We start from the raw sequence: 21,402 nt of genomic DNA on the forward strand, positions 1-21,402 counted from the left end.
GCCTAAATCAACCGCATCCCGCGCAGGCTGGCATGCCCCCTCTTGCCGACGATGATGTGGTCGTGCACGGCAATCCCCAGCGGTTTTGCGATGTCGATGATCGCTTTGGTCATCTGGATGTCGGCCTGCGAGGGCGAGGGATCGCCGGAGGGATGATTGTGCACGAGGATCAAGGCGGTCGCCGATAATTCCAGCGCGCGCTTGATCACTTCGCGCGGATACACCGGGGTGTGGTCGACCGTGCCGGTCTGCTGCACCTCGTCGGCGATGAGCTGATTGCGCTTGTCGAGAAACAGCAGGCGAAATTGCTCTTTGTCGGCAAAGGCCATGCTGGAGCGGCAATAATCGATCACCTCGTTCCAGGACGACAGCGCGTTGCGGCTGTTGACCTCGCCCTTGGTCACGCGGCTCGCGGCGGCCGCGATCAATTTGAGCTGGTTGATCGCGGCCTCGCCGATGCCGTCAACTTCGCGCAAGCGTGCCACCGGCGCGTGCACGACCTCGGCGAACGAGCCGAAGGTCTTGATCAGCGTCTTTGCCAGAGGTTTCGTGTCGCGCCGCGGCAGTGCCGGAAACAGCGCCATCTCCAGGAGTTCGTAGTCGCTCAGCGCATCCGCGCCGGCGCTGTAGAAGCGCTCGCGCAGCCGCTCGCGATGGCCGAGATAATGCGGCGCGTCCTCAGACTTGCTCTTGTCGTGATCGGCTTTGGCGGGCATCGTCCGCCAGCATCGCCGGGGAACTTCGCTTTTGCAACCGTCAATTGCGCGCCGGCGCGCCGATCGGTTTCCTGAGAGCGGGCGCCGTGACCGTCACTACCCCGGCGAGAATGAGCATCATTCCAGCAAGGCTGGACCAGGCCAAGTGCTCGCCGAGAATGGCCGTGCCGAGCGCCACGGCGAATCCTGCGCGCAGATAGCTGCCGCTGGTCGTGCCGAGCGGGCCGAGCGTGTGGATCAGCCGGAAATAGATCACCATCGCGAAGGCGGTGCAGACCACCGCGAGAGCGACCACCGCCGCGATCGCCAGCGCGGGCGGAGGTGCCAGAATCCACGGCTGCTCGAGAACGGCGGCGGCCGGGAGCATGAGAAGCGCGGCGCAGCTCATCGCCCCGGCCGCCGTGACGATTGCGGGGAGGCCCGCGAACCGCTGTCCCCAGATCGGCGCGAGCGCGTAGCAGAGGCTGGCGCCGAGCACCGCAATCTGCGCCAGCGGGTTGGCCGTGCCGATCCCCGATAGCGTATCGGCGCCCATCGTCACGGCAACGCCCGCAAGTCCGAGCGCAACGCCGAGGATCTTCCGGCCGCTGATCGCCTGACGTCCGCGCCCGGTCATCAACGCGATCATCAGCACGAACATAGGCGGGGTCGCGTTGAGCACTCCGGCAAGACCGCTTGCGATATGCATCTCGCCCCAACTGATCAGGGCGAAGGGCAGCGCGCTTTGCAACAGCCCTTGCACCGTGAACGCCGCCCATATCGATCCGCGGCGGGGCAGGGCGTGTCCCTGCGAGGCTGCGATCACGATCAGGAGAACGGCCGCGATTGTCACCCGCGCGGCAACCATCGTGACGGGTGGGATCGTCGGGACCGCGATCTTGATGAGCGTGAACGAGCTGCCCCAGATCAACGAGAGCAGCAGCAGGAGCCCGATCTCGAATGCGAGACCGGTTTGTGGTGACGTCGTCTGTTGCGGCTGTGCGCTCATGCTTTGCTCCTGAAGCGATCGGCACCATGATCCGGAGCGGCGCTGCAGGCTGGCTGAATTCGGACCTCATCGCCCGGTCGAGTCCGATTTCAGCTACTCGGCGCGCCATGCGAACGTTAGTCTTCCACCATGGCGACAGGCTCGGCACCCCGGCAAACGCTGCCACCGCATCTCGACTGGGACACCTGCGATCGGGCGCGCCTGGCGCGTGCGCGCGCATTCGACGGGCTGTTCTTCTCCGGGGTGCGCTCGACGCGCATCTATTGCCGGCCGGTCTGTCCGGTTCGCCCTGCGCGTTCGGAGAACGTCACCTTCTATGCGACCGCGGCGGCGGCCGAGCGGGCCGGCTTCCGCCCGTGTCTGCGCTGCCGGCCTGAAACGGCACCGGGTTCGCCGGCCTGGATGGGAACGGCTACGACAGTCGCGCGCGGCATGCGGCTGATCGATGATGGTTTTCTGGATCGGGCGTCGACGACGGAGCTTGCGGAAGCCCTTGGCGTCGGGCCGCGTCATCTGCTGCGCCTGTTCATGCGCCACGCCGGCGCCAGCCCCAGCGAGATCGCGGCAACCCGGCGCGTGCAGGAAGCCAAGCGGCTGATCGACCAGACCGGGATGAATTTGGCGGAGATTGCGTTTGCGGCCGGCTTCGGCAGTGTGCGCCGCTTCAACGACGCCTTCGTCGCGACCTACAAGAGAGCGCCATCGTCATTTCGCCGTCGGCGATAGGCGACGCGCCGGGCTTACCCGATCTGCTTCTCGCCGTGCCGCTCCGACAGTGTAAAAATCTCGACGCCATCAGCGGTGACGCCGACGGAGTGCTCGAACTGCGCCGACAGCGAACGGTCGCGGGTGACGGCGGTCCAGCCGTCGGAGAGGATCTTCACATGCGGCTTGCCGAGATTGATCATCGGCTCGATGGTGAAGAACATGCCGGGCTTGAGCTGCACGCCTTCGCCGGGCCGGCCGATATGGATGATGTTCGGCTCGTCGTGGAACATGCGCCCGAGGCCATGGCCGCAGAAATCGCGCACCACGCTCATGCCCTGCGGCTCGACGAAGCTCTGGATGGCGTGGCCGATGTCGCCGGTGGTGGCGCCGGGCTTCACCGCGGCGATACCGCGCATCATCGCTTCATATGTCACCTCGATCAGCCGCTCGGCCTTGCGTGCGATCGGGCCGACCGCATACATCCGGCTGGAATCGCCATACCAGCCGTCAACGATGAAGGTGACGTCGATGTTGACGATGTCGCCTTCCTTCAGCGGACGGTCGCCGGGCATGCCGTGACAGACCACGTGGTTGAGCGAGGTGCAGGTCGAGTAGCGATAGCCGCGATACATCAGCGTTGCCGGATAGGCATTGTTGCTGAAGGCGAAGTCGCGGACGAATTCGTCGATGCGCTCGGTCGGCACGCCGGGCCCGACGATGTCGGTGAGCTCGTCGAGGCACTTCGCCACCAGCGCGCCCGCCTTGCGCATGCCGGCAAAGGCACTCGGCCCATGCAGCTTGATCTGTCCGGTCTTGCGCAGGGAGGTATCGGAGGCTTCGACGTAGCTCATGCGGGCGCAATCTTCTGAGGTGGGCTCGATATCGGCGGAAAGTCTTGATTTCAGGCCCCAATTTAATGATTGCGGGCCTTCGTGCAAGCCAAGGCAGAGCGTTTTCGAGCGAAGTGGCTACCGGTTCGTGTGAAGAAAACGCGTCAAAATAAGGATCTTGCCGCCTCTTGCGCCCGAAAGCGGGCCTAATTCGGGACTTCTACGGTGGTTTCCACCGGCAGCGCGCCGCCGCGGATGCGGATTTCGCGGACGGGGTAGGGAACCCGGATGCCCTCGCGCTTGAAAGCGTCCCACAGCGCCAGCATCACGTCGCTCTTGACGTTGTCCATGCCGTCGGGGTCCGCGATCCAGAAGGTCAACGAGAACTTCATCCCGGCTTCCGCGAACTCGGTCAGGATGGAGTTCGGCGGCTTGCCCTTGGTCGCGCGCGGATGGGCGGCGGCGGTCTCGGCGGCGAGCTTGGTGACCAGGCGGGGGTCGGCGTCGTAATTGGTGCCGAAGGCGATCTTCACCAGCGTGTTCTTGTCGGTATAGGTCCAGTTGACGACCTTCTGCGTCACCAGATCCTCGTTCGGCACCAGGAACTCGCGGCCGTCGCCGGCGGCGACGGAAATATAACGCGTCTTCATCGCGCTGATGCGGCCGGTATTGTCGCCGATGGTGACGAGGTCGCCGGGCTTCACCGATTTGTCGGCGAGCAGGATGATGCCCGAGATGAAGTTGGCCACGATCTTCTGCAGGCCGATACCGATGCCGACGCCGACCGCGCCGGAGAACACCGCGAGCGCCGACAGGTCGATACCGACCGCGCCGAGCGCAATGACGATTGCGATGGCAAGAAGCCCGATGCGGATGATCTTGACCAGCAGCACCTGCACCGACGGCGTCAGATCGGTGGTTGCGTTGATCCGGCTCTCGGCGAAATTGCTCGCGATGTTGGTGAGCCACAGCGCGATCAGCAGGAGCGCGCCGGCCTTGAGGACCAGCAGCGGGGTCAGCCTGAGACCACCGAGCACGATCGCGTAGGAATCGAGCAGGTCGACCGTCGTATCGAGCTGGCCGAGGATCGAGAGCGCGGCGAGAAGCCACGCCGTGATCGACACCAGGCGGACGATGAAGGCATTGCGCAGCACCGACGTCACCAGCCGGATCACGAGCCATGCGAAGCCCAGCTTGGCGGCGACCATCAGCAGATAGGAGCGGCTCGGCCAGGTCGCGTGGTACATCACCACGCGCGAGATGATCACGAGCAGGGTGAACACCGCCGTCGAGGCGCTGGAGACCATCACCCGGGCAAAGTGCCGGAGCGGCAGCGGCCAGCGCATCGTCAGCGCGGTCATGTCGACCCGGTTGCGCACGCCGGTCTCCGCGGCATAGGCGATGCCGGCCGCGGCCAGGATGAGACCGAATTGCAGGTAGAACCAGGGCGAGGAGATTTCCGCCCCGACGCTGCGCGCGGTGGTCTGCACGAACTCCATGAAGTCCTTGAGGTCCATGTCCATCGGTCTCGTCGGCAAGCGGGGAGGAATTGATTCGAGGGAGCCGCAGAATCCCACAAAGGGCGCGGCCGGGCCATCGATACACCGCTAAGTGAAGCGCGTTAAGGCCGCAAAACGCGGGCAGATTGCCGCGAGCGGAAGAAAATGGGTTGGCGCGCGAGTCTGCCGACGATAAGGATGCAATTCCAGCTGTTTTTACCCGGAAGGTGGATGGCTTCCCTCGACTCCGTCAGCATCGCCATATTGCTCGGCGCCGTCCTCGTGATGGCCGGTATCCTGTCGAGCCTGCTTGCGCTGCGCTTCGGCGCGCCCTTGCTGCTCGTCTTCCTTTTGATCGGCATGCTCGCGGGCGATTCCGGCCCCGGCCAGCTCCAGTTCGACGACGTCCGCACCACCTATCTGGTCGGCTCTGTCGCGCTGGCCCTGATTCTGTTCGACGGCGGCCTGAAGACGCGCTTTGCCAGCATCCGTACCGTGCTCGCGCCGTCCGTGGTGCTCGCGACCGTCGGCGTGCTCTTGACCGCGCTGATCACGGCGCCGTTCGCCAAATACGCGCTCGACCTCAACTGGACGGAGTCGCTGCTGGTCGGCGCCGTGGTCGCCTCGACCGACGCCGCCGCGGTGTTCCTGCTGGTGCACACCCAGGGCCTGCGCCTGCGCCCGCGCGTCGGTGCGACGCTGGAAGCTGAATCCGGCACCAACGATCCCTTCGCGATCTTCCTCACTTTGATGCTGGTCGAATACATCTCGCTGGGATCGAGCTCCGCAGGCCATGTGGCGATGGAGTTCATCCAGGAGGCGGTGCTGGGCGCCGTCGTCGGCGTCTTCGGCGGACGGCTCGTGGTCATCGCGCTCAACAAGGTCGCGCTGCCGCAGGGCCTGCATGCGCCGTTCGTCACGACCGCAGCGCTGGTGATCTTCGGCGGCTCGCAGATCATGCACGCCTCCGGCTTTCTCGCGGTCTATCTCGCCGGCATCATCATCGGCAACCGGCCGACCCGCGCGCACAATTCGGTAGTGGCTTTCCTCGATGCGGCGACCTGGCTGGCGCAGATCGTGATGTTCGTGCTGCTCGGCCTCTTGGTCTCGCCGAGCCGGTTAGGGGCCAGCGTGCTGCCGGCGGTCGGGGTCGCCTTCGTGCTGATGCTGGTGGCGCGGCCGATCGCGGTGTTCGTGTGCCTGGCGCCGTTCCGCTTCAACTGGCGCGAAAAGATCTTCATCGCCTGGACCGGCCTGCGCGGTGCGGTCGCGATCTTCCTGGCCTCGATCCCGATGCTGGTCGGCCTGTCCAAGGCCTATCTCTATTTCGACGTCGCCTTCGTCGTCGTCATCATCTCGCTGTTGCTGCAAGGCTGGACGCTGGCGCCCGCCGCGCGCAAGCTGCATGTCGCTCTGCCGCGCGCCGAGCGCGGTCCGCGGCGTGTCGAGCTGGATCTGCCCGGCCAGCTCGAGCAGCAGCTGGTCGGCTATCCGGTGCGGCCCAAGAGCCTGTATTTCCGCCGCGGCCTGATCCCGTCCTGGTCCAAGCCGACGCTGGTGATCCGCAACGAGAACATCCTGACGCCGACGGAAGCCGATCCGATCGCGCCCGGCGACTACATCTACCTGCTGGCGCCGCCGGAAAAGGCCGAGTCGCTGGACCGCTTCTTCGTCGACATGCAGCCGAGCTCGGCGCCGGACCCGCATCTGCTCGGCGACTTCATGGTCTCCGGCGAGCACACGCTCGCCGAACTTGCCGAGATCTACGGCGTCAAGGTCGGCGAGGACGAGAGCAAGCTGACGCTGGCCGATTATTTCGACGTCCATCTCGACCGCGCCCCGAAAGAGGGCGCCGAGCTGCCACTGGACGAGATCGTGCTGGTCGCGCGCAGCATCTCCGGCGGCCGCGTCAACGTCGTCGGCCTGCGCCTGCCGGAAGAAGACGAGACGCCGCCGCCGCTGACGCGCGCGCAGGCGCTGAGGAAGAAGCTCGCGGATGTGTGGACCTCGGTGGCGGGGGTTTAGCGAGGCTCTGTTGCGCGGGGGGCTGTCACACCCTCGCTGTCATCGCCCGGCTTGACCGGGCGATCCAGTACACCGTGACATTTGTGATGAATCGATGGGCCGCGGCGTAATGAATGCCTCGGTCAAGCCGGGGCATGACAGCGGTGGTGAGGCGAAAGCGAGTCAGGCAAGCCGCACGCACGCCCTCACGCGAGCACCTTCACCCCGCCAAAACTCGTCACCCGCCCCTGCTTCAGCATCACGATCTGCGTCGCGAGCTGGCGCAGCTCGGCGGCGTCGTGGCTGACATAGACCATCGGCACGTTCGCCTCGTCGCGCAGCCGCACCAGATAGGGCAGGATCTCGAGCTTGCGGCCCTCGTCGAGCGCGCCGAGCGGCTCGTCGAGCAGCAGCAGGCGTGGTTTTGCCAGCAGCGCGCGTCCGAGCGCGACGCGCTGGCGCTCGCCGCCGGAGAGCTTTCCAGGGCGGCGGCCGAGCAGGGTGCCGATATCGAGCAGATCGATGACGCGCTTGTGCTGCGCCGGATCCGGCGCCAGCCGGTTCATCTGCCGTCCATAGTCGAGATTCTGCGCGACGTTGAGATGCGGGAACAGCCGCGCGTCCTGGAACACATAGCCGATGCGGCGGCGCCAGGCCGGGACATGGATGCCGGCCGCAGTGTCGTCGACGGTTTCGCCGTCGAGCACGATGGTGCCGCGGTCCGGCCGCAGCAGCCCCGCGATCATGTTGACCAGTGACGTCTTGCCGGCGCCCGAGGCCCCGAACAGGCCGATGACGCGGCCCTCGCCGGTGAAGGATGCGGAGAGCGAGAATTCACCGAGTTGCTTCTCGACGTCGACGCGCAGCATGGTCAATTCCCGTGCAGGCGCTGCGTAGCGCGGCGAGCGAACCATTCGGCGGCGATCAGTGCGCCCAGCGCCAGCACGATCGAGACGATCACGAGCCGGCCGGCCGCGGCGTCACCGTCCGGCGTCTGGATCAGCGAATAGATCGCGGACGAGATCGTCTGGGTCTCGCCGGGAATGTTGGAGACGAAGGTGATGGTGGCGCCGAACTCGCCGATCGCCTTGGCAAAGCCGAGCACCATGCCGGCGAGCACGCCCGGCAGCGCCAGCGGCAGCGTCACGGTGAAGAACACTTTCCAGGGCGCGGCACCGAGCGTCTCGGCGGCCTGCTCGAGCCGGCGGTCGATCGCCTCGATCGACAGCCGCATCGGCCGCACCAGCAGCGGAAACGACATCACGCCGCAGGCGAGCGCGGCGCCGGTCCAGCGGAACGAGAAGACGATGCCGAGATGGTCGGCGAGGAATCCGCCGACGAGGCCGCGGCGGCCGAACGTCAGCAAGAGCAGATAGCCGGTGACGACAGGTGGCAGCACCAGCGGCAGATGCACGACGGCGTCGAGCATCGACTTGCCCCAGAAATCGCGCCGCGCCAGCAGCCACGCCAGCGCGATGCCGAATGGCGTCGCCACCAGCGTTGCGATGATCGCGACCCTGAGCGAGAGCAGGATCGCGGTCCATTCGGCGGGAGAGATGTCTGACATCAAGTGGTGATTATCAGATTGTCGGGCTGACCAGGAACTTGAAGCCGTATTTTTCCAAAATGGTCTTGGCGGCGGAGGAGCGCAGGAAGGCGAGATAGTCGCTGGTCCCGTCCTTCGCCGTCGTGGTCGCGGCGACCGGATAGATGATCGCAGGATGCGACTCCGCCGGGAAGATGCCGACGATCTTGACGCCGGGTTCGACCTTGGCGTCGGTGGCATAGACGATGCCGAGGTTGGCCTCGCCGCGCGCCACCAGCGTCAGCGCGGCGCGCACGCTCTCGGCCATCGCGAATTTCGGCTCTGCGGCCTGCCATGCCCCGAGCTTCTCCAGCGCCGCCTTGGCGTATTTGCCGACGGGTACGGACTTGACGTCGCCGGTCGCGATCCTGCCGTCACCGGCGAGCTTGGCGAGATCAAAACCTTGCGCGATGGTGACATTGTCGATCTTGGAATCCTTCGGCGCGATCAGCACGATGCTGTTGCCGAGCAGATTGACTCTGGAAACCTCGTTGATGGTCTTCTTGGAGATGGCGTAATCCATCCAGTCGGTGTCGGCGGAGACGAACACATCGGCCGGCGCGCCCTGCTCGATCTGCCTCGCCAGCACCGAGCTCGCGGCATAGCTGACCGAGAACTTGACGCCGGTCCTGGCGGTGTAGGCGGCGTCGATCTCGTCGAGCGCGTTCTTCATCGACGCCGCGGCGAACACGGTGATGGTCTTGTCCTCGGCGGCGGCCGGCGAAAGGCTCGCGCTTGCGAGGATCACGAGGGCGGTGAAAAGTCCTGAAATGCGTAACATGGGGAGCGCTCCGTGCGAGTCCGCGCGCGCAAGATGCACGCACAGGTCTGGCGTTGGTGGGTCAGGTCGCGACGGGTGGAAGCGCTGCTCCACGGGGCCCGGCTGCGGCTTACGGCCGGCAGGGATATCGCAATTGCGAAGATAGCAGGCTGGCGCCCGAGGTCAAAGGGTGGCCGCTTGTCCGGCCGGGCGGGCCTATTGCGCCGGCAGGATCGCGATCCCGACCGAATTCTCCTTGGCGCCGCTGAGCTGAAGTACGAAAGGCTGCGCCGAAAGCTCGTATTTCACGGTCTTGCGGATGCCGCCGCAATCGGTGGCACCGCTGAAGGCCACGGGCTTGAGAACATGCCCATCCTGGACCACGTCGATCCAGGCGCCGGCGGACAGGCTGATCGTGTAGAGCCCGGCCGTGGCGGACTTGACGCTGGTGAAGCCGGCAAAGCTGCCGTCCTTGGGCGCGCGCTCCGGCGGCGTCGGCAGTTTTGCCTCGCTTGGGGCAACCAGTCCCAGCGTGATGGCCGAGGAGGGCAAGCTCGCCTGCTCGCTGCCCGATGCGAGCGTTGTGCGGTCCGGCGCGGTGAGCGCGGCGCGCTCGCGCTCGATCGGCCATTTGAACTTGTCGCAGCCGCTCGGTTCTTCAGCGGCGAGAGCGGAGGTCGCGCCGAACGAGAGCGCAGCGAGGACGGCGAGAACGCGCATGTGAAATCCCATCGTTGGCCGCGCGAGCGGTGCGAGGCTTGCGGTCAGGCTTGTTCGACGGGATGCGCGTCCCGGAGATGCCGCGGGCTTACGGCTGAGCGGCGAGGTCATCCTAGCGCATTATTATGACGCGAACCAACCAACGAGTTCGTCATCCCGGGACGACAGCGGCAGCGCGGCCCACACACACTACGGCTTTGCATCCGCCCCATGCAGCACCGCTCTGCATGCCGCCGGCATCTGCGCCAGCGTCATCGGCGGTTTCGGCTTTGGCGGCTCCGGCGGCGGCTTGGGGTGCAGCACCGCGTCGGAGAACCAATAGGCGAGATCGGCGGGCTTGCAGCCTTCGTCCTCGGCCTGCGACGGCTGGCCCTCGCATTCGCCGGCGCCCGCTGGGCAGCGCATGCGAATGTGGAAATGGTAATCGTGGCCCCACCAGGGGCGGATCTTCGAGAGCCAGGCGCGGTCGCCCTTGGCCTCGCGGCAGAGCGCCTTCTTGATCGCGGCGTTGACGAAGATGCGCTGCACCGCAGGCTCCCGCGCCGCGTCGCGCAGCACCAGCACATGGCCAGGTGTGAACACTTTTGGATCGATGTCGAGCCGGTCGTGGCGCACCATCATCACCGCCGACATGTCCTCGCGTTCCTCGCGCGAGAGGCGGCGGTCCGGCATCGGCGTCAGCCAGATGTCAGCATCGAGGCCGATCTGGTGGCTGGCATGACCCGACAGCGCCGGCCCGCCGCGCGGCTGAGCGATGTCTCCGACCAGGATGCCCGGCCATCCCGCGTCCTTGCGCGCTTTGGCCGCTAGCCGCTTGATCAGCGCGATCATCTCGGGGTGGCCGTAGCTGCGGTTGCGCGACAGCCGCATCACCTGCCAATTGTCGCCGTTGAGCGGCATCTGCTCGGCGCCGCCGATGCAGCCCTTGGTGTAGGAGCCGATGACATGGGCCGCCCCCTTCGACGGCAGCAGCTTGCGCGCGAACAGCTCCTTGGCGGCGAGATCGGGGTCGTTGGGATTGGCCAGCGGCGGCAGCGGCTTCGGGGTGACGCTACCCTTGTCCTGGGCCAGCGCGCCGCCGGCGGCCAGGAGCGTCATGACGAGCAGGAGAGGGGCGAAATGGCGGGGACTCATGCGCAGCCCTTATAGCCCAACACGGCGTCGGGGTTAAGAATCGGGCTATGCTGCGGCGGACGATCTCACAGCGTCTTGACGGCCGTTGCCCCAGTGCGAAGGCGCGCCCGGCATGTCGATCCCCATATCCAACAAGGTCGTCCAAAAGTCGTAGTTTCTTGCGGGGCCAGCCGGATTCTTAACACTGCGATAACCGTATCCTGCATTGACCAAAATTCACGCGCGGAGCGCGGACCGTTTTCCGGCGGCATGCAAGCCGATGCATTTTCGGAATTGAATCATGAATAGCGCGCATATTTGCGTCACGTCTTTCTCCGCTAGCGGCGAGGCAACAGTTTTGCCGCGCCCCGTGACGCTGTTGCGCCTCTCAAACAGGCAAATCGATCCGGTTTACAGTTGCCGCAAGGCGCGGCCCCGGCCGGCCGGGCCACCCAAGATTACTTTTTTTTCAGACACTTGCCCCAAAACTTGCGCCGTTGGGCGCGACTGGGACGAGTGAAGTTGGGTTTGGGGTCTCGAAAAACAAGAAAACGAAAGCAAAGCGTGCTTGCCCGGGCCGGCCAATCGCCGCGCAAGCCGCGCTTCGCGCGCGCGCCGCGAGGTCTTTCGGAACGCGATGAAGTCCTGCGCAGCCGTGCCGAGGCGGAAGCCGCGATCGCGGACGCGCGCAAATCCCATGAGCGCCTGCGCCAGGCCGTCGACATCCTGCCCCAGGGCATTGTGTTTCTCGACGCCGAGGGTCGCTACGTCCTCTGGAACAAGAAATACGCCGAGATCTACAGCAAGACCGCCGATCTGTTCGAAGAGGGCGCGCGTCTCGAAGACACGCTGCGCATCGGCGTTGCCCGCGGCGACTATCCGGAGGCCATCGGCTACGAGGACGAGTGGATCGCCGAGCGGCTGCAAAGGCTCTATCAGCCCGGCGCCCGCCACGAGCAGAAGCTGTCGGACGGCCGCGTCATCCTGATCGACGAGCGCCTGACCGACGACGGCGGCGTCGTCGGCCTGCGCGTCGACATCACCGAGTTGAAGCAGCGCGAGGCCTCGTTCCGCCTGCTGTTCGACGGCAATCCCGTTCCCATGATCGTCTGCGCGCTGGACGACGAGCGCATCCTCGGCGTCAACGACGCCGCAGTCGCGCATTACGGTTACAGCCGCGCCGAGTTCGAGCGGTTGAAGATCCGCTCGCTGCAGGCTTTCGACAGCGAGCCGCCCTGGACCGCCGACCCGACCGGCGCGGAGCAGGCCGGCCGCACCTGGAAGCACGTCAAGGCCGACGGCGCGCTGATCGACCTTGCGATCTATTCCCGCGAATTGACCTATGCCGAGCGGCCGGCGGTGCTGCTCGCGCTGATGGACATCACCGAACGCAAGCGCGCCGAGGCGCGGCTCGCCTTCATGGCCCAGCACGACGGGTTGACCGGCCTGCCCAACCGCAGCCTGCTGCGCCAGCAGGTGGACGAGATGCTGCTGCATACGAGGCGCAGCACCGACAAGGTCGCGCTGCTGATGCTGGGGCTCGACAGTTTCAAGTCGGTCAACGACACGCTGGGACATGCGGTCGGCGACAAGCTGCTGCGCGGCGTCGCCAAGCGGCTGCGCTCGACCTTGCGCGAAGAAGACGCGCTGGCGCGGCTCAACTCCGACGAGTTCGCGATCGTGCAGAGCGGCCTGGCGCGTCCCGAGGACGCGGTGATGCTGGCAAAACGTCTGCTCGCGGCCATCGCCGATCCCTATCTGCTCGACGGCCATTCCGTGGTGATCGGCGCCTCGATCGGCATCGCGATGGCGCCCGGCGACGGCGATGATTCCGAAAAGCTGCTCAAGAGCGCCGACATGGCGCTGTCGCGCGCCAAGCTGGACGCGCGCGGCACCTTCGCCTTCTTCGAGGCCGCGCTCGATGCGAAAGCGCAGAGCCGCCGCAAGATCGAGGTCGAGCTGCGCGACGCGATCCAGAACGACGTGCTGCGCCCCTATTACCAGCCGCTGATCGACCTCCAGAGCGGCCGCATCACCGGCTTCGAGGCACTGGTGCGCTGGCCGCATGCCGAGCGCGGCATGATCTCGCCGGCCGAGTTCATTCCGGTCGCCGAGGACACCGGCCTGATCAATCCGCTCGGCGGGCTGATGCTGCGCAGGGCGTGCCTCGACGCTGCGACCTGGCCGGACGACGTCCGCGTCGCGGTCAACCTGTCGCCGCTGCAGTTCCGCAGCGGCAATCTGCTTTCGATCGTGACGGACGCCTTGAGGCATTCCGGCCTGCCGCCGCGGCGGCTCGAGCTCGAGATCACCGAGACGCTGCTGCTGGAGAAGAGCGCGCAGGTGCTGGCGACGCTGCATGCCTTGCGTGCGCTCGGGGTGCGCATCTCGATGGACGATTTCGGCACCGGCTATTCCAGCCTCAGCTATTTGCGCAGCTTTCCGTTCGACAAGATCAAGATCGACCAGTCCTTCGTGCGCGATCTAGGGGCCAACCGCGAGGCCCAGGCGATCATCCGCTCCATCGTCAGCCTCGGCAAGGGCTTGGGGGTCACCATCACCGCCGAGGGCGTCGAGACCGAAGCCGAGCTCAGCTGCCTGCGCACCGAGGGCTGCGACGAAGGCCAGGGCTTCCTGTTCAGCAAGGCAAGGCCGAACGCCGAGATCATCAGCCTGCTGGCCGCGCAGCGCGGCATCGACGGCGAGGACGCCGCGCTGGTGGCGTGAGCGGTGGCCGCTTGTTTATCCTGATGTGAGGGGCGCGCCGCTTTCTCACTCCCTCGCCCCGCTCTTACGGGGAGAGGGTGGGGTGAGGGGCGTCTCCGCGCATTCGGTTGTAAGTGGGGCCAGTCATGCGCGCCCGATCGCTTTGCTCCCAAATCATTCCGCGTCAGCCTCCCGATAAAATCGCCTTCCCCACATCTTCATAGTGCGTGTCCCGCGCCTGGATCTGCTGGGCGATCGCGTGCATGTCGCGAAACCGGCGTTCGAACGGGTTGCTGCGGAACACCGCGGTCGCGCCGGCCATGTGATAGGCGGTGTCGACCACCTTTGTCGATTGATGGATGGTCCAGGTCGCGGCTAAGCGAACCGCGCTACGGTGCGCTGTGCCGAATTCGCCGGCCGCACAGAGGTCGCGCCACATCGCGGTCGCGGTCGCATAGAGATAGGCGCGCGCGGCGCGCAAATCGCCCTCGGTGCGGCCGATCAGGCCCTGCACCGCCCCGTTGTCGCGCATCGCGGCGGCCGCCAGCGAGGGGCGCTTTTCGCGCGCAAGTGCAATCGCTGCATCCAGCGTCGCGCGCGCCACGCCGAGCGACACCGCGGCAAAGCCGAGGCTGAAGGCAGCGCCGGTGCCGATCCTGTAGAGCGGGCCCGGCTCACGCAACGCCGCCGGCACGTCGCGAAACGCCGTGAAGCGCTCGGGGATGAAGAGGTCGTTCACCTCGTAGGAATCCGTGCCGGTGCCGGAAAGACCAATCGCCTGCCACACGTCGTGCAACGTCGCACTTGCGGCCGGAAACAGAATGGTCCGCACTTCCGGCGAGCCATAGGCATTCCTGCGCGGCGTGCCGTCGACCCCGAGGATGCGCACATGTGCCCCCAGCCAGCTTGCCTGCCGCGAGCCCGAGGCAAAATCCCAGCGCGCCGTGACGCGATAGCCGCCCGCGACCGCGCGCGCCTCGTGCGCGATCGCGCCCCACGCCAGGATCCCGGGTGCGGTGTTGAAGATCTCCTGCGCGGCATCGCGATCGAGCGAGGCCGCGATCATCGCGCAGACGCTGCATTGGCCGAGACACCAGGCCGTGGACGCATCGGCCTTCGCGATTTCCTCCAGCATCTGCATGAAGGCTTCGATGGAGACTTCCGCACCGCCAAGGCTCCGCGGGAGGAGGGCGCGATAGAATCCGTTCTCGATCAGCGCCGCGACCACGGAAGGCGTCAGCCGCCGGGTGCGCTCGATATCGTCTGCTTCGCGCGCGATCAGCGGCGCGATGGCGCGGGCACGTTCGACGAGATCAGATCCGGGAAGCTCCGACATTCGCGTGTCCTCGCCCCTTCTGTCGTGAGCGGTGAGGATGCGATGGTGGTCTATTTGCCGGGGAGGATCAAGGTGCGGCGCATCCCCGCGCGCGACGCGTGAAGGCCGAGCGATGAACCTTGGCGGCGCGCCTCGCGACCAACAACCGCCATCGCCGCGACCGGCACCGCGGATCGCGCCGGATGAGGTTGCCCATGCCGATCGTCAGAATCCTCATCGTCCTGCTCGCGCTCGCTTCGCCGGCGTTGGCGCAGGATGGGCCCCGTGATGCCGCCGCCGCGGGCGAGGCCGCGCGGATGTTCCGGGTCTACGTCGAAGGCGTTGCGAAAAAAGGGGAGCGACCGGACCTGACCCGGCCGGAGACCACCGCGCTGCTCGGCCGCGTCTTCGATGTTGAGGCCCTGGGGGCGCTGCCGCCGGCGAAAGCGAGCGACATGAGCTGGCTGATGGACTGGATGGACGCCGCCAACGCGACCTACAAGCTGTTCGCGCTGTATGGCTCGAAGCCGGGGGCGCAGCCCGATCTTGCGATGATTCAGCGCAACATGACCGACTATGGCGACCAGTACGCGGCGGCGATGAACTTTGTCATCCGCGGCATGGCGCGCGAGGCGGTTGCGGGCGAGCTGTTCATGGCGAGCCTTGCGCCGGAGCAACGCACCCGCATCCGCCAGGAGGGATTTACGGGCTTCCGCCGCAGCGCCGCCGAATTCATCCTGGGCACCGTCTGCGCGGCGATCCAGGGCGCGGGCACGCCCGCCAACGCCCGCCTGGTCGCCGCCGCCATCCGCGACACGCGCGAGGTCTGGGCGAGCTTCCTGCTGCCGCAGGATCGGGCCCGCGTGATCGAGCAACTTGCCGACCTTCCCAGATGGGCACCGGACGAGACGGCACGAACCGATCTCGCCGCCTTCACGGCCGCACTGCGCGCGGTGAATTGAGCCCCGGCGGCGGCTTGCGGGCGTGAGTCGCCTGCTCGAAGGCATAGGCCAGCCGCAGCAGCTTGTGCTCGCTCCAGGCTCTCCCTGCGAAGGCGACGCCGAGCGGATAATCGGGCGTGTCCTTGCCGTCGACCGTCCCCGAGACGAAGCCGCCTGACACCATGACGCTGGGATAGCCTGCCTTGGCGGCAATCGCGGCACCCGTGGCGCCGGCGAACAGCACCGCGTCGAGCTTGTGCTGGTTCATGTAAGCGTCCATGCCGCGCGTCCTGGCCGAGAGCAGGTCCATGGCACGCGCCGACTTGTACTCGCGCTCACTCAAATCGCCCCTGGTCAAATCAGCTGCCAGGAAATGGTCCTGACCGAAGCGCAACGCCTTCCCCGCGTTCGCTTCATTGAAGGCCACGATGTCGCTGATGGTCTTGATGTCGGTGCCGGTCGCCCAATCTCTCAAATAGAGATTGAGATCGTGCTTCAGCTCGTACAGGAAGACGACCGGCGGCCTCGCGATGGTGCCCTTGTGCGCGCTCCGTGGATTGCGGTTGAGCACGGCCATGGTCGTGCCCGGCCCGCCGATCCAGCCCAGTGTCGGCATGCTGGCGCGGACGATGACGGCGCCGAGATCCTCCAGCACCTTGATCGTCTCGGTCATCACCTTGACCCAGTCGGGCGGCAGCTTGCCGTAATAGCAATCGTTCAAGGGATCGGCGGGGTCGCTCGGCACGCCGATGCGCGCGCCCTTGATAGCGTCGGCGGCAAGGCCCGCGGTGAAGTCGACGGGCCGCCGCTGCTTCTGCGTCGCCGGATCGAGCGGATCCCTGGCGGCCAGCACGTTCAGCAGCAGCGCCGCGTCGCGCACGGTGCGCGTCATCGGCCCCGCGGTGTCCTGACTGTGCGCGAGCGGCAGGATGCCGGCGCGGCTGATCAGTCCGACCGTCGGCTTCACGGTGACGAGACCATTCTGGCTGGCGGGGAACAGCAGCGAGCCCGAGGTCTCGGTGCCGATCGACGCCGCACACAGGCCGGCCGCCACCGCGACCGCCGACCCCGAGCTCGATCCGCCTGGCTGCACGACCGGGATGCCGTGTTCGTCCGCCGGCGCCGGCGCGTAAGGGTTCTTCACCTGACCGCCCAACGACGAATAGCCCGAGGGCATGTCGACCGCGAGCATGTTGGCGAACTCCGTCAGGTTGGCCTTGCCGAGGATCACTGCGCCGGCGGCGCGCAGCAGCTTGACGAGGGTCGCGTCGTCCCTGGCGCGCGCGCCTTCCAGCGCCAGCGAGCCTGCCGTGGTCGGCTGCTTGTCGCCGGTGGCGATGTTGTCCTTCAGCAGGATCGGCACGCCCGCCAGCGGCCGCCCGACCGATGGCTTGATGTCGTCCAGCTCGGCCGCGATCGCGCGCGCATCGGGATTGAGCGCGCGGACGGAATTGAGCGCGGGGCCGTTGCGGTCACAGGCCTCGATGCGCGCGAGATAAAGTTCGGCCAGCGCGGTGGCGGTGAGCTGCCCGCCGGCCAAGGCGTCGACGATCTCGCTCAACGGCGCGTGCTCGGGCGTCAGCGCGGCCGGGGCCTCCGTGCTGGCGACAATCGGGGCGAGGCGAGCATCGCCGCGGATCGGCTGGTCCATCGTGTGTTCTCGGGCGGCTTGCTACGATTATGCTACCAATGGTAGCATTGGGCTTGGTTGCGCGGCAAGCTGATTGCCGGTCACGCGGCGCAGGCGTGAGATTTCGATCTTTCCAGCGGCTTCAGTTGAGCGATCCATGGAGTGCACGATCCGGCCCGCGCGCGAAGATGATGCCGATGGCATCAGCGAGGTCATTTTGCATGCGCTGCGCGAGACGAATGCAAAGGACTACACGGACGAGATTATCGAACGGGTCGGGCGCAGCTTCAGTCCGGAGGCCGTCAGGCAGCTGATAGGCAAACGTACAGTCTTCGCCGCCGGCATCGGCAGCCGCATCGTCGGAACGGCAAGCCTTGATGGAAGCGTCGTCCGCACCGTCTTCGTGGCACCTGACGTTCAGGGCCGAGGCATCGGCAGGCGGCTGATGGCGGAGGTCGAGCGCGCAGCGCGCGAGCGAAACATCCCTGCCTTGACGGTCCCTTCGTCCGTCACCGCTGAGGTCTTCTATGCGCGGCTCGGGTTCAGGGCCGTGCGCGACAGCTTTCATGGTGACGAACGCACGATCATCATGGAGCGGGAGCTCGATGACGCTCAGTCTCACGAAGCCAGATAGCGAGCGTTCTCACGATCGGGGCACCAGATGCCGCATTCACGTCACAGAGCGATGGGTTTCGCAAGAGTTTGCCCCCATGTCCGAAGTATCAAAGGCGTGCCGCAAGATCGGGCACGCCTTTCTTCATGTTTCACGCCTCAATCGGGTCACCGAACCATTGCACGGCGGCCCGAGATGCTTCCTCGAGGTCCGGCGTCCTCTCGCTGACCCAGCCCACGACGCCGTCGGGGCGCACGAGCAAGGCGGTCAGGCCCAATCGATCCCGGGCGTCGCTTGCGACGTAGCTGATCCGGTCGCTCCAGCCGCGTGCAAGCGCTTGAAGCGCTGGCCGGGCGTCGAAGTCCAGCAGCAGCCCTTTCCCTGTCCTGAGCAGCTCGCTTGGTCGCGTTCCATCGACGAACGCGAAGTCGGGTGCGCTGCGCCCCACCAATGGATGGGGATCGCCGAGGTCATAGCGGAGAGAAACGCCCCAGACCCGTTCGGCGAAATAGGTCGCGCCATCGCGCGTCTCGATGAGGTCGCGGATAATGGCTTCGAGCGCGCGCGAACTCCGGCTGGGACGCATGAGACCGACCTGGGCGCGCGACCAGTCGAGGATTTGTGCGCCCACCGGCCGCCGCTCGGCCGAATAGGTGTCGAGCAGGCCAGCCGGCGCGTCGCCACGAACGGTCGCGGCGAGCTTCCAGCCAAGGTTCATGGCGTCGCCGAGGCCGAGGTTCAGGCCCTGGCCTCCCAGCGGCGAATGGATGTGCGCGGCATCGCCCGCCAGCAACACTCGGCCCGCTCGATAGTCGGTCGCCTGACATGCGCGGTCGGTCCAGGTGGTGGCGAGCCGCAGGCGCGTCACCGTGACATCGAGGCCCGAGACCTTGCGCAGCACCGTCTCGATATGGTCGCGCTGCGGTTCGCTCCGATGAGCCATGCCGCCGTCGAAATCGACCATCGCGATCGTGCCGGGCGCCGCATAGGTGTACATGCCCGACGCCGTGTAATGGCGACCCGCTGTGAGCGCGGCCGGGTCGGCCAGCTCGATTTGCGCCGAATAGCCGGTGAACTCGGCATCGGTGCCGACGAAGCCGATGCCGGCCGCCTTTCGCACGAGGCTGCGCCCGCCGTCGCAGCCAACGAGCCAGCGGCCTCGCACCGTTCCGCCGCTCGCTGCAACGGTGACGCCATCGTCCGATTGCGCGAGAGACTCGACACCGCAGCCGCGCCGGATCTCGACGCCCAGCGTTTCGGCACGGATCGCGAGGACCGTCTCGATGCTCGTCATGTCGGCCGCGATGCTGCCGATCTGGCCCGGCAAGCGATAGGGCCATTGCGTGCCGTCGATCTGATCCTGGAAGAACTGGATGCCGGCGAAATGCCCGCCTGGGCGGCGCTGCTGCTGCATCCAGTGCGCGGCCGCCGGCATGTCACGGCTGGCCGCGCGGAGCTTGAGATCATTCAGCAGATCGCGGCGGTCGAAGCTTTCGATGGTGGGCACCGAAAGACCACGCAGCCCGAACGGCAGGCGCTTGAGCGGCGAATGCGGATCTTGCGCCTTCTCAAGCACCAGCACCGAACAGCCCGCAAGCCGCAGCTCGCAAGCCAGCAACAGGCCGACGGGACCGGCGCCGGCGACGAGGACATCATAAAGGACAGGGACGGGATAAAGGACAGGGTCGGGGGTTTGCATGAACTGCTCCGTTGTCGAGATTCGACCGGAGCGTTTCCCAAACCTGAGAGCCTCACGGACGAACGATTGGCCGCTTGAACAGCGACCGTTGTTCGTCGTGGGGATCTCGGGCGCGAGGCCAAAGACCAGAGCTTTCGTTACCGAAAGGACTTGGGCTTACCAGACCAAGTCTGCCTTTTCCGACGTGGCCATTTAGCGTTGGGAGCGCGGCTTCGTCAACGGGCCGCTAGTTCGCAGGATGAGCGAAGCGAATGCCAGGCTGAGACGACCAGACGCTTTGTTCGCCCGTCTGCGCGATGGGTTTCGCCAGAGCCCAACCGATGCTCCGCGGCTGCTGCCGCGAGTTTGGGTTGTGCCGGCGCCGAGGCGATGCCAGACTTGAATACGGGATTTGGATTTCGAACGTAGGGCCTGCAGGGTGTGAACGCGATGGGGCTCACGGCCATCGATCTCGGGCTGCGCGGCGCGGTGAGCGGCGTGTTCCTGCTGATCATCGTCGTTGCGCTGATGCGTCGTGCGACCGGCCAGCAGGCTTTGCTCGGCATGGCGATGGCCGCCGGTGGCGTGTTCTACGCCATCGCGACCGCTCCGTTCTTTCCCAAATCGTCATGGTGGTGGGTCCTGCCGATCCTGTCGGCGCAACCCGCCGTGTTCTGGCTGTGGGCGCGCGCGGCGTTCGACGACGATTTCGCGCTCAGGCGATGGCATGGCGTCCTGTGGTTTGCCATCGTCGCCTTTGGATTCGTGCTGACCCTGGGTTGGACGAGCTGGCCCGCCATGGCCACGGCCGGCGGCAAGGTGCTGTCGTTGCTGGCCCTGGTGCTGGCGCTCGCGGCCGCGGCCCAGACGGTGAAGACCTGGCGTGCCGATCTGGTGGCGCGGCGGCGCCGGCTGCGGCTGGCGATGCTCGCGGTCAATGCGGTGCTGATCGCGGCCATCGCGGGTGCCGGCTTCGCCGCGATTCCCGTCGCGGTCCCCGGCGCGCCGGGCAGTCTCCAGACAGCCTTTGGTCTCTTCATGGTGGCCATGCTTGCCGGCGCAGGGGTTTTCGGCACGCAGGCGACCGTGACCGTCAACGACGCCACGGCGGCGATCGCATCCGCCGACACCGGCGATCAGCCTCGGGGGACCGATCGTTCCAGCACGGGAGCGACCGCCGTCGACCCCTTGCTACTCCGCCGCCTCAATCATCTGATGACCGTCGAACGCATCTATCGGCAGGAAGGCCTTGCGATCGGGACACTCGCGGCACGGTTTGACGTACCCGAGTATCGGCTCCGTCAGGCGATCAACGAGGGACTGGGTTATCGGAACTTCAATGCTTTCCTCAACCATTATCGCATCGATGACGCAAAGACGGCGTTGTCCGACGTGATGCAGCGGGAGGTGCCGGTGCTGACCATCGCCATGGATGCAGGCTTCCAGTCGATCGGACCTTTCAACCGCGCCTTCAAGGCCGACACCGGCATGACCCCGAGCGAGTTTCGGCGCGAGGCCCTGGCCCGGCCTCAAACGGCGCCGGACTCCGCGCGCGATGAGGAAATCGGCCAGCGGCATCAAGGAATCGGTTAGCCG

The 21,402-nt window shown here is 66.4% G+C and carries 18 protein-coding genes; 6 read left to right on the forward strand and 12 right to left on the reverse strand.

From position 1 onward, the window contains the following. Positions 1-2: 2 nt before the first annotated feature. Positions 3-716, reverse strand: coding sequence for a RadC family protein (gene radC, locus RAD10_RS26385; protein WP_461619792.1), 714 nt, complete (start codon positions 714-716; stop codon positions 3-5). A gap of 40 nt (positions 717-756) precedes the next feature. Beyond that, the gene (locus RAD10_RS26390; protein WP_461619793.1) at positions 757-1,704 is read right to left on the reverse strand and encodes a DMT family transporter; all 948 of its coding nucleotides are present in this window, start codon (positions 1,702-1,704) and stop codon (positions 757-759) included. Positions 1,705-1,833: 129 nt separating this feature from the next. On the opposite strand from RAD10_RS26390, the gene RAD10_RS26395 reads away from it, so the two are divergent. After that, entirely contained in the window at positions 1,834-2,430 is a 597-nt protein-coding gene (locus tag RAD10_RS26395; RefSeq protein WP_461619794.1) for a bifunctional transcriptional activator/DNA repair enzyme AdaA, read from the forward strand. 14 nt (positions 2,431-2,444) lie between these two features. Here RAD10_RS26395 and map read toward each other — a convergent pair whose 3' ends face one another. Together map and RAD10_RS26405 are read right to left on the reverse strand one after the other, a co-directional pair. Further along, a complete protein-coding gene (map, locus tag RAD10_RS26400; protein ID WP_018316408.1) occupies positions 2,445-3,263 on the reverse strand; it encodes a type I methionyl aminopeptidase in 819 nt (272 codons plus the stop codon). Between the two features lie 185 nt (positions 3,264-3,448). Then, positions 3,449-4,765, reverse strand: a complete 1,317-nt coding sequence (locus RAD10_RS26405; protein ID WP_461619795.1) for a mechanosensitive ion channel family protein — start codon at positions 4,763-4,765, stop codon at positions 3,449-3,451. 207 nt (positions 4,766-4,972) lie between these two features. Here RAD10_RS26405 and RAD10_RS26410 point away from each other — a divergent pair, with 207 nt between their 5' ends. Then, complete coding sequence (locus RAD10_RS26410; protein WP_461619796.1) at positions 4,973-6,766, forward strand: potassium/proton antiporter; 1,794 nt, start codon at positions 4,973-4,975, stop codon at positions 6,764-6,766. Between the two features lie 185 nt (positions 6,767-6,951). Here the strand turns inward: RAD10_RS26410 and modC are convergent, their stop codons facing one another. The 5 genes from modC to mepA all read right to left on the reverse strand — a co-directional run bounded on the left by modC (position 6,952) and on the right by mepA (position 10,944). Then, the gene (gene modC / locus RAD10_RS26415; protein ID WP_038973544.1) at positions 6,952-7,614 is read right to left on the reverse strand and encodes a molybdenum ABC transporter ATP-binding protein; all 663 of its coding nucleotides are present in this window, start codon (positions 7,612-7,614) and stop codon (positions 6,952-6,954) included. Between the two features lie 2 nt (positions 7,615-7,616). Next, a complete protein-coding gene (gene modB / locus RAD10_RS26420) occupies positions 7,617-8,312 on the reverse strand; it encodes a molybdate ABC transporter permease subunit (RefSeq protein ID WP_461619797.1) in 696 nt (231 codons plus the stop codon). 13 nt (positions 8,313-8,325) lie between these two features. After that, positions 8,326-9,111 carry a molybdate ABC transporter substrate-binding protein gene (gene modA, locus RAD10_RS26425; protein ID WP_461619798.1) on the reverse strand — a complete coding sequence of 262 codons (786 nt, stop codon included), beginning with the start codon at positions 9,109-9,111 and terminating at the stop codon, positions 8,326-8,328. A gap of 195 nt (positions 9,112-9,306) precedes the next feature. Next, positions 9,307-9,810: a hypothetical protein gene (locus RAD10_RS26430; RefSeq protein ID WP_461619799.1), complete on the reverse strand. Its 504-nt coding sequence runs from the start codon at positions 9,808-9,810 to the stop codon at positions 9,307-9,309. Positions 9,811-9,999: 189 nt separating this feature from the next. Further along, positions 10,000-10,944, reverse strand: a complete 945-nt coding sequence (gene mepA, locus RAD10_RS26435) for a penicillin-insensitive murein endopeptidase (protein ID WP_461619800.1) — start codon at positions 10,942-10,944, stop codon at positions 10,000-10,002. A 543-nt stretch (positions 10,945-11,487) separates the two neighbouring features. Here mepA and RAD10_RS26440 point away from each other — a divergent pair. Then, a complete protein-coding gene (locus RAD10_RS26440; RefSeq protein WP_461619801.1) occupies positions 11,488-13,650 on the forward strand; it encodes a putative bifunctional diguanylate cyclase/phosphodiesterase in 2,163 nt (720 codons plus the stop codon). A 163-nt stretch (positions 13,651-13,813) separates the two neighbouring features. On the opposite strand, the gene RAD10_RS26445 is transcribed toward RAD10_RS26440, so the two are convergent. Then, entirely contained in the window at positions 13,814-14,965 is a 1,152-nt protein-coding gene (locus RAD10_RS26445) for an acyl-CoA dehydrogenase family protein (protein ID WP_461619802.1), read from the reverse strand. 119 nt (positions 14,966-15,084) lie between these two features. Between RAD10_RS26445 and RAD10_RS26450 the strand changes: the two genes are divergently transcribed. Continuing rightward, on the forward strand, positions 15,085-15,906 hold the full coding sequence (locus RAD10_RS26450; protein ID WP_461619803.1) for a hypothetical protein: 822 nt from the start codon (positions 15,085-15,087) through the stop codon (positions 15,904-15,906). Here RAD10_RS26450 and RAD10_RS26455 read toward each other — a convergent pair. Continuing rightward, entirely contained in the window at positions 15,878-17,536 is a 1,659-nt protein-coding gene (locus RAD10_RS26455) for an amidase family protein (protein WP_461619804.1), read from the reverse strand. The genes RAD10_RS26450 and RAD10_RS26455 overlap by 29 nt on opposite strands. 136 nt (positions 17,537-17,672) lie before the next feature. On the opposite strand from RAD10_RS26455, the gene RAD10_RS26460 reads away from it, so the two are divergent. Next, entirely contained in the window at positions 17,673-18,149 is a 477-nt protein-coding gene (locus RAD10_RS26460) for a GNAT family N-acetyltransferase (RefSeq protein ID WP_461619805.1), read from the forward strand. Between the two features lie 130 nt (positions 18,150-18,279). On the opposite strand, the gene RAD10_RS26465 is transcribed toward RAD10_RS26460, so the two are convergent. After that, on the reverse strand, positions 18,280-19,827 hold the full coding sequence (locus RAD10_RS26465) for an FAD-dependent monooxygenase (protein ID WP_461619806.1): 1,548 nt from the start codon (positions 19,825-19,827) through the stop codon (positions 18,280-18,282). A 429-nt stretch (positions 19,828-20,256) separates the two neighbouring features. Here RAD10_RS26465 and RAD10_RS26470 point away from each other — a divergent pair, with 429 nt between their 5' ends. Further along, on the forward strand, positions 20,257-21,399 hold the full coding sequence (locus tag RAD10_RS26470; protein ID WP_461619807.1) for a helix-turn-helix domain-containing protein: 1,143 nt from the start codon (positions 20,257-20,259) through the stop codon (positions 21,397-21,399). The last annotated feature ends 3 nt before the right edge of the window (positions 21,400-21,402 follow it).

It is taken from the genome of Bradyrhizobium sp. 23AC, from assembly GCF_054863025.1.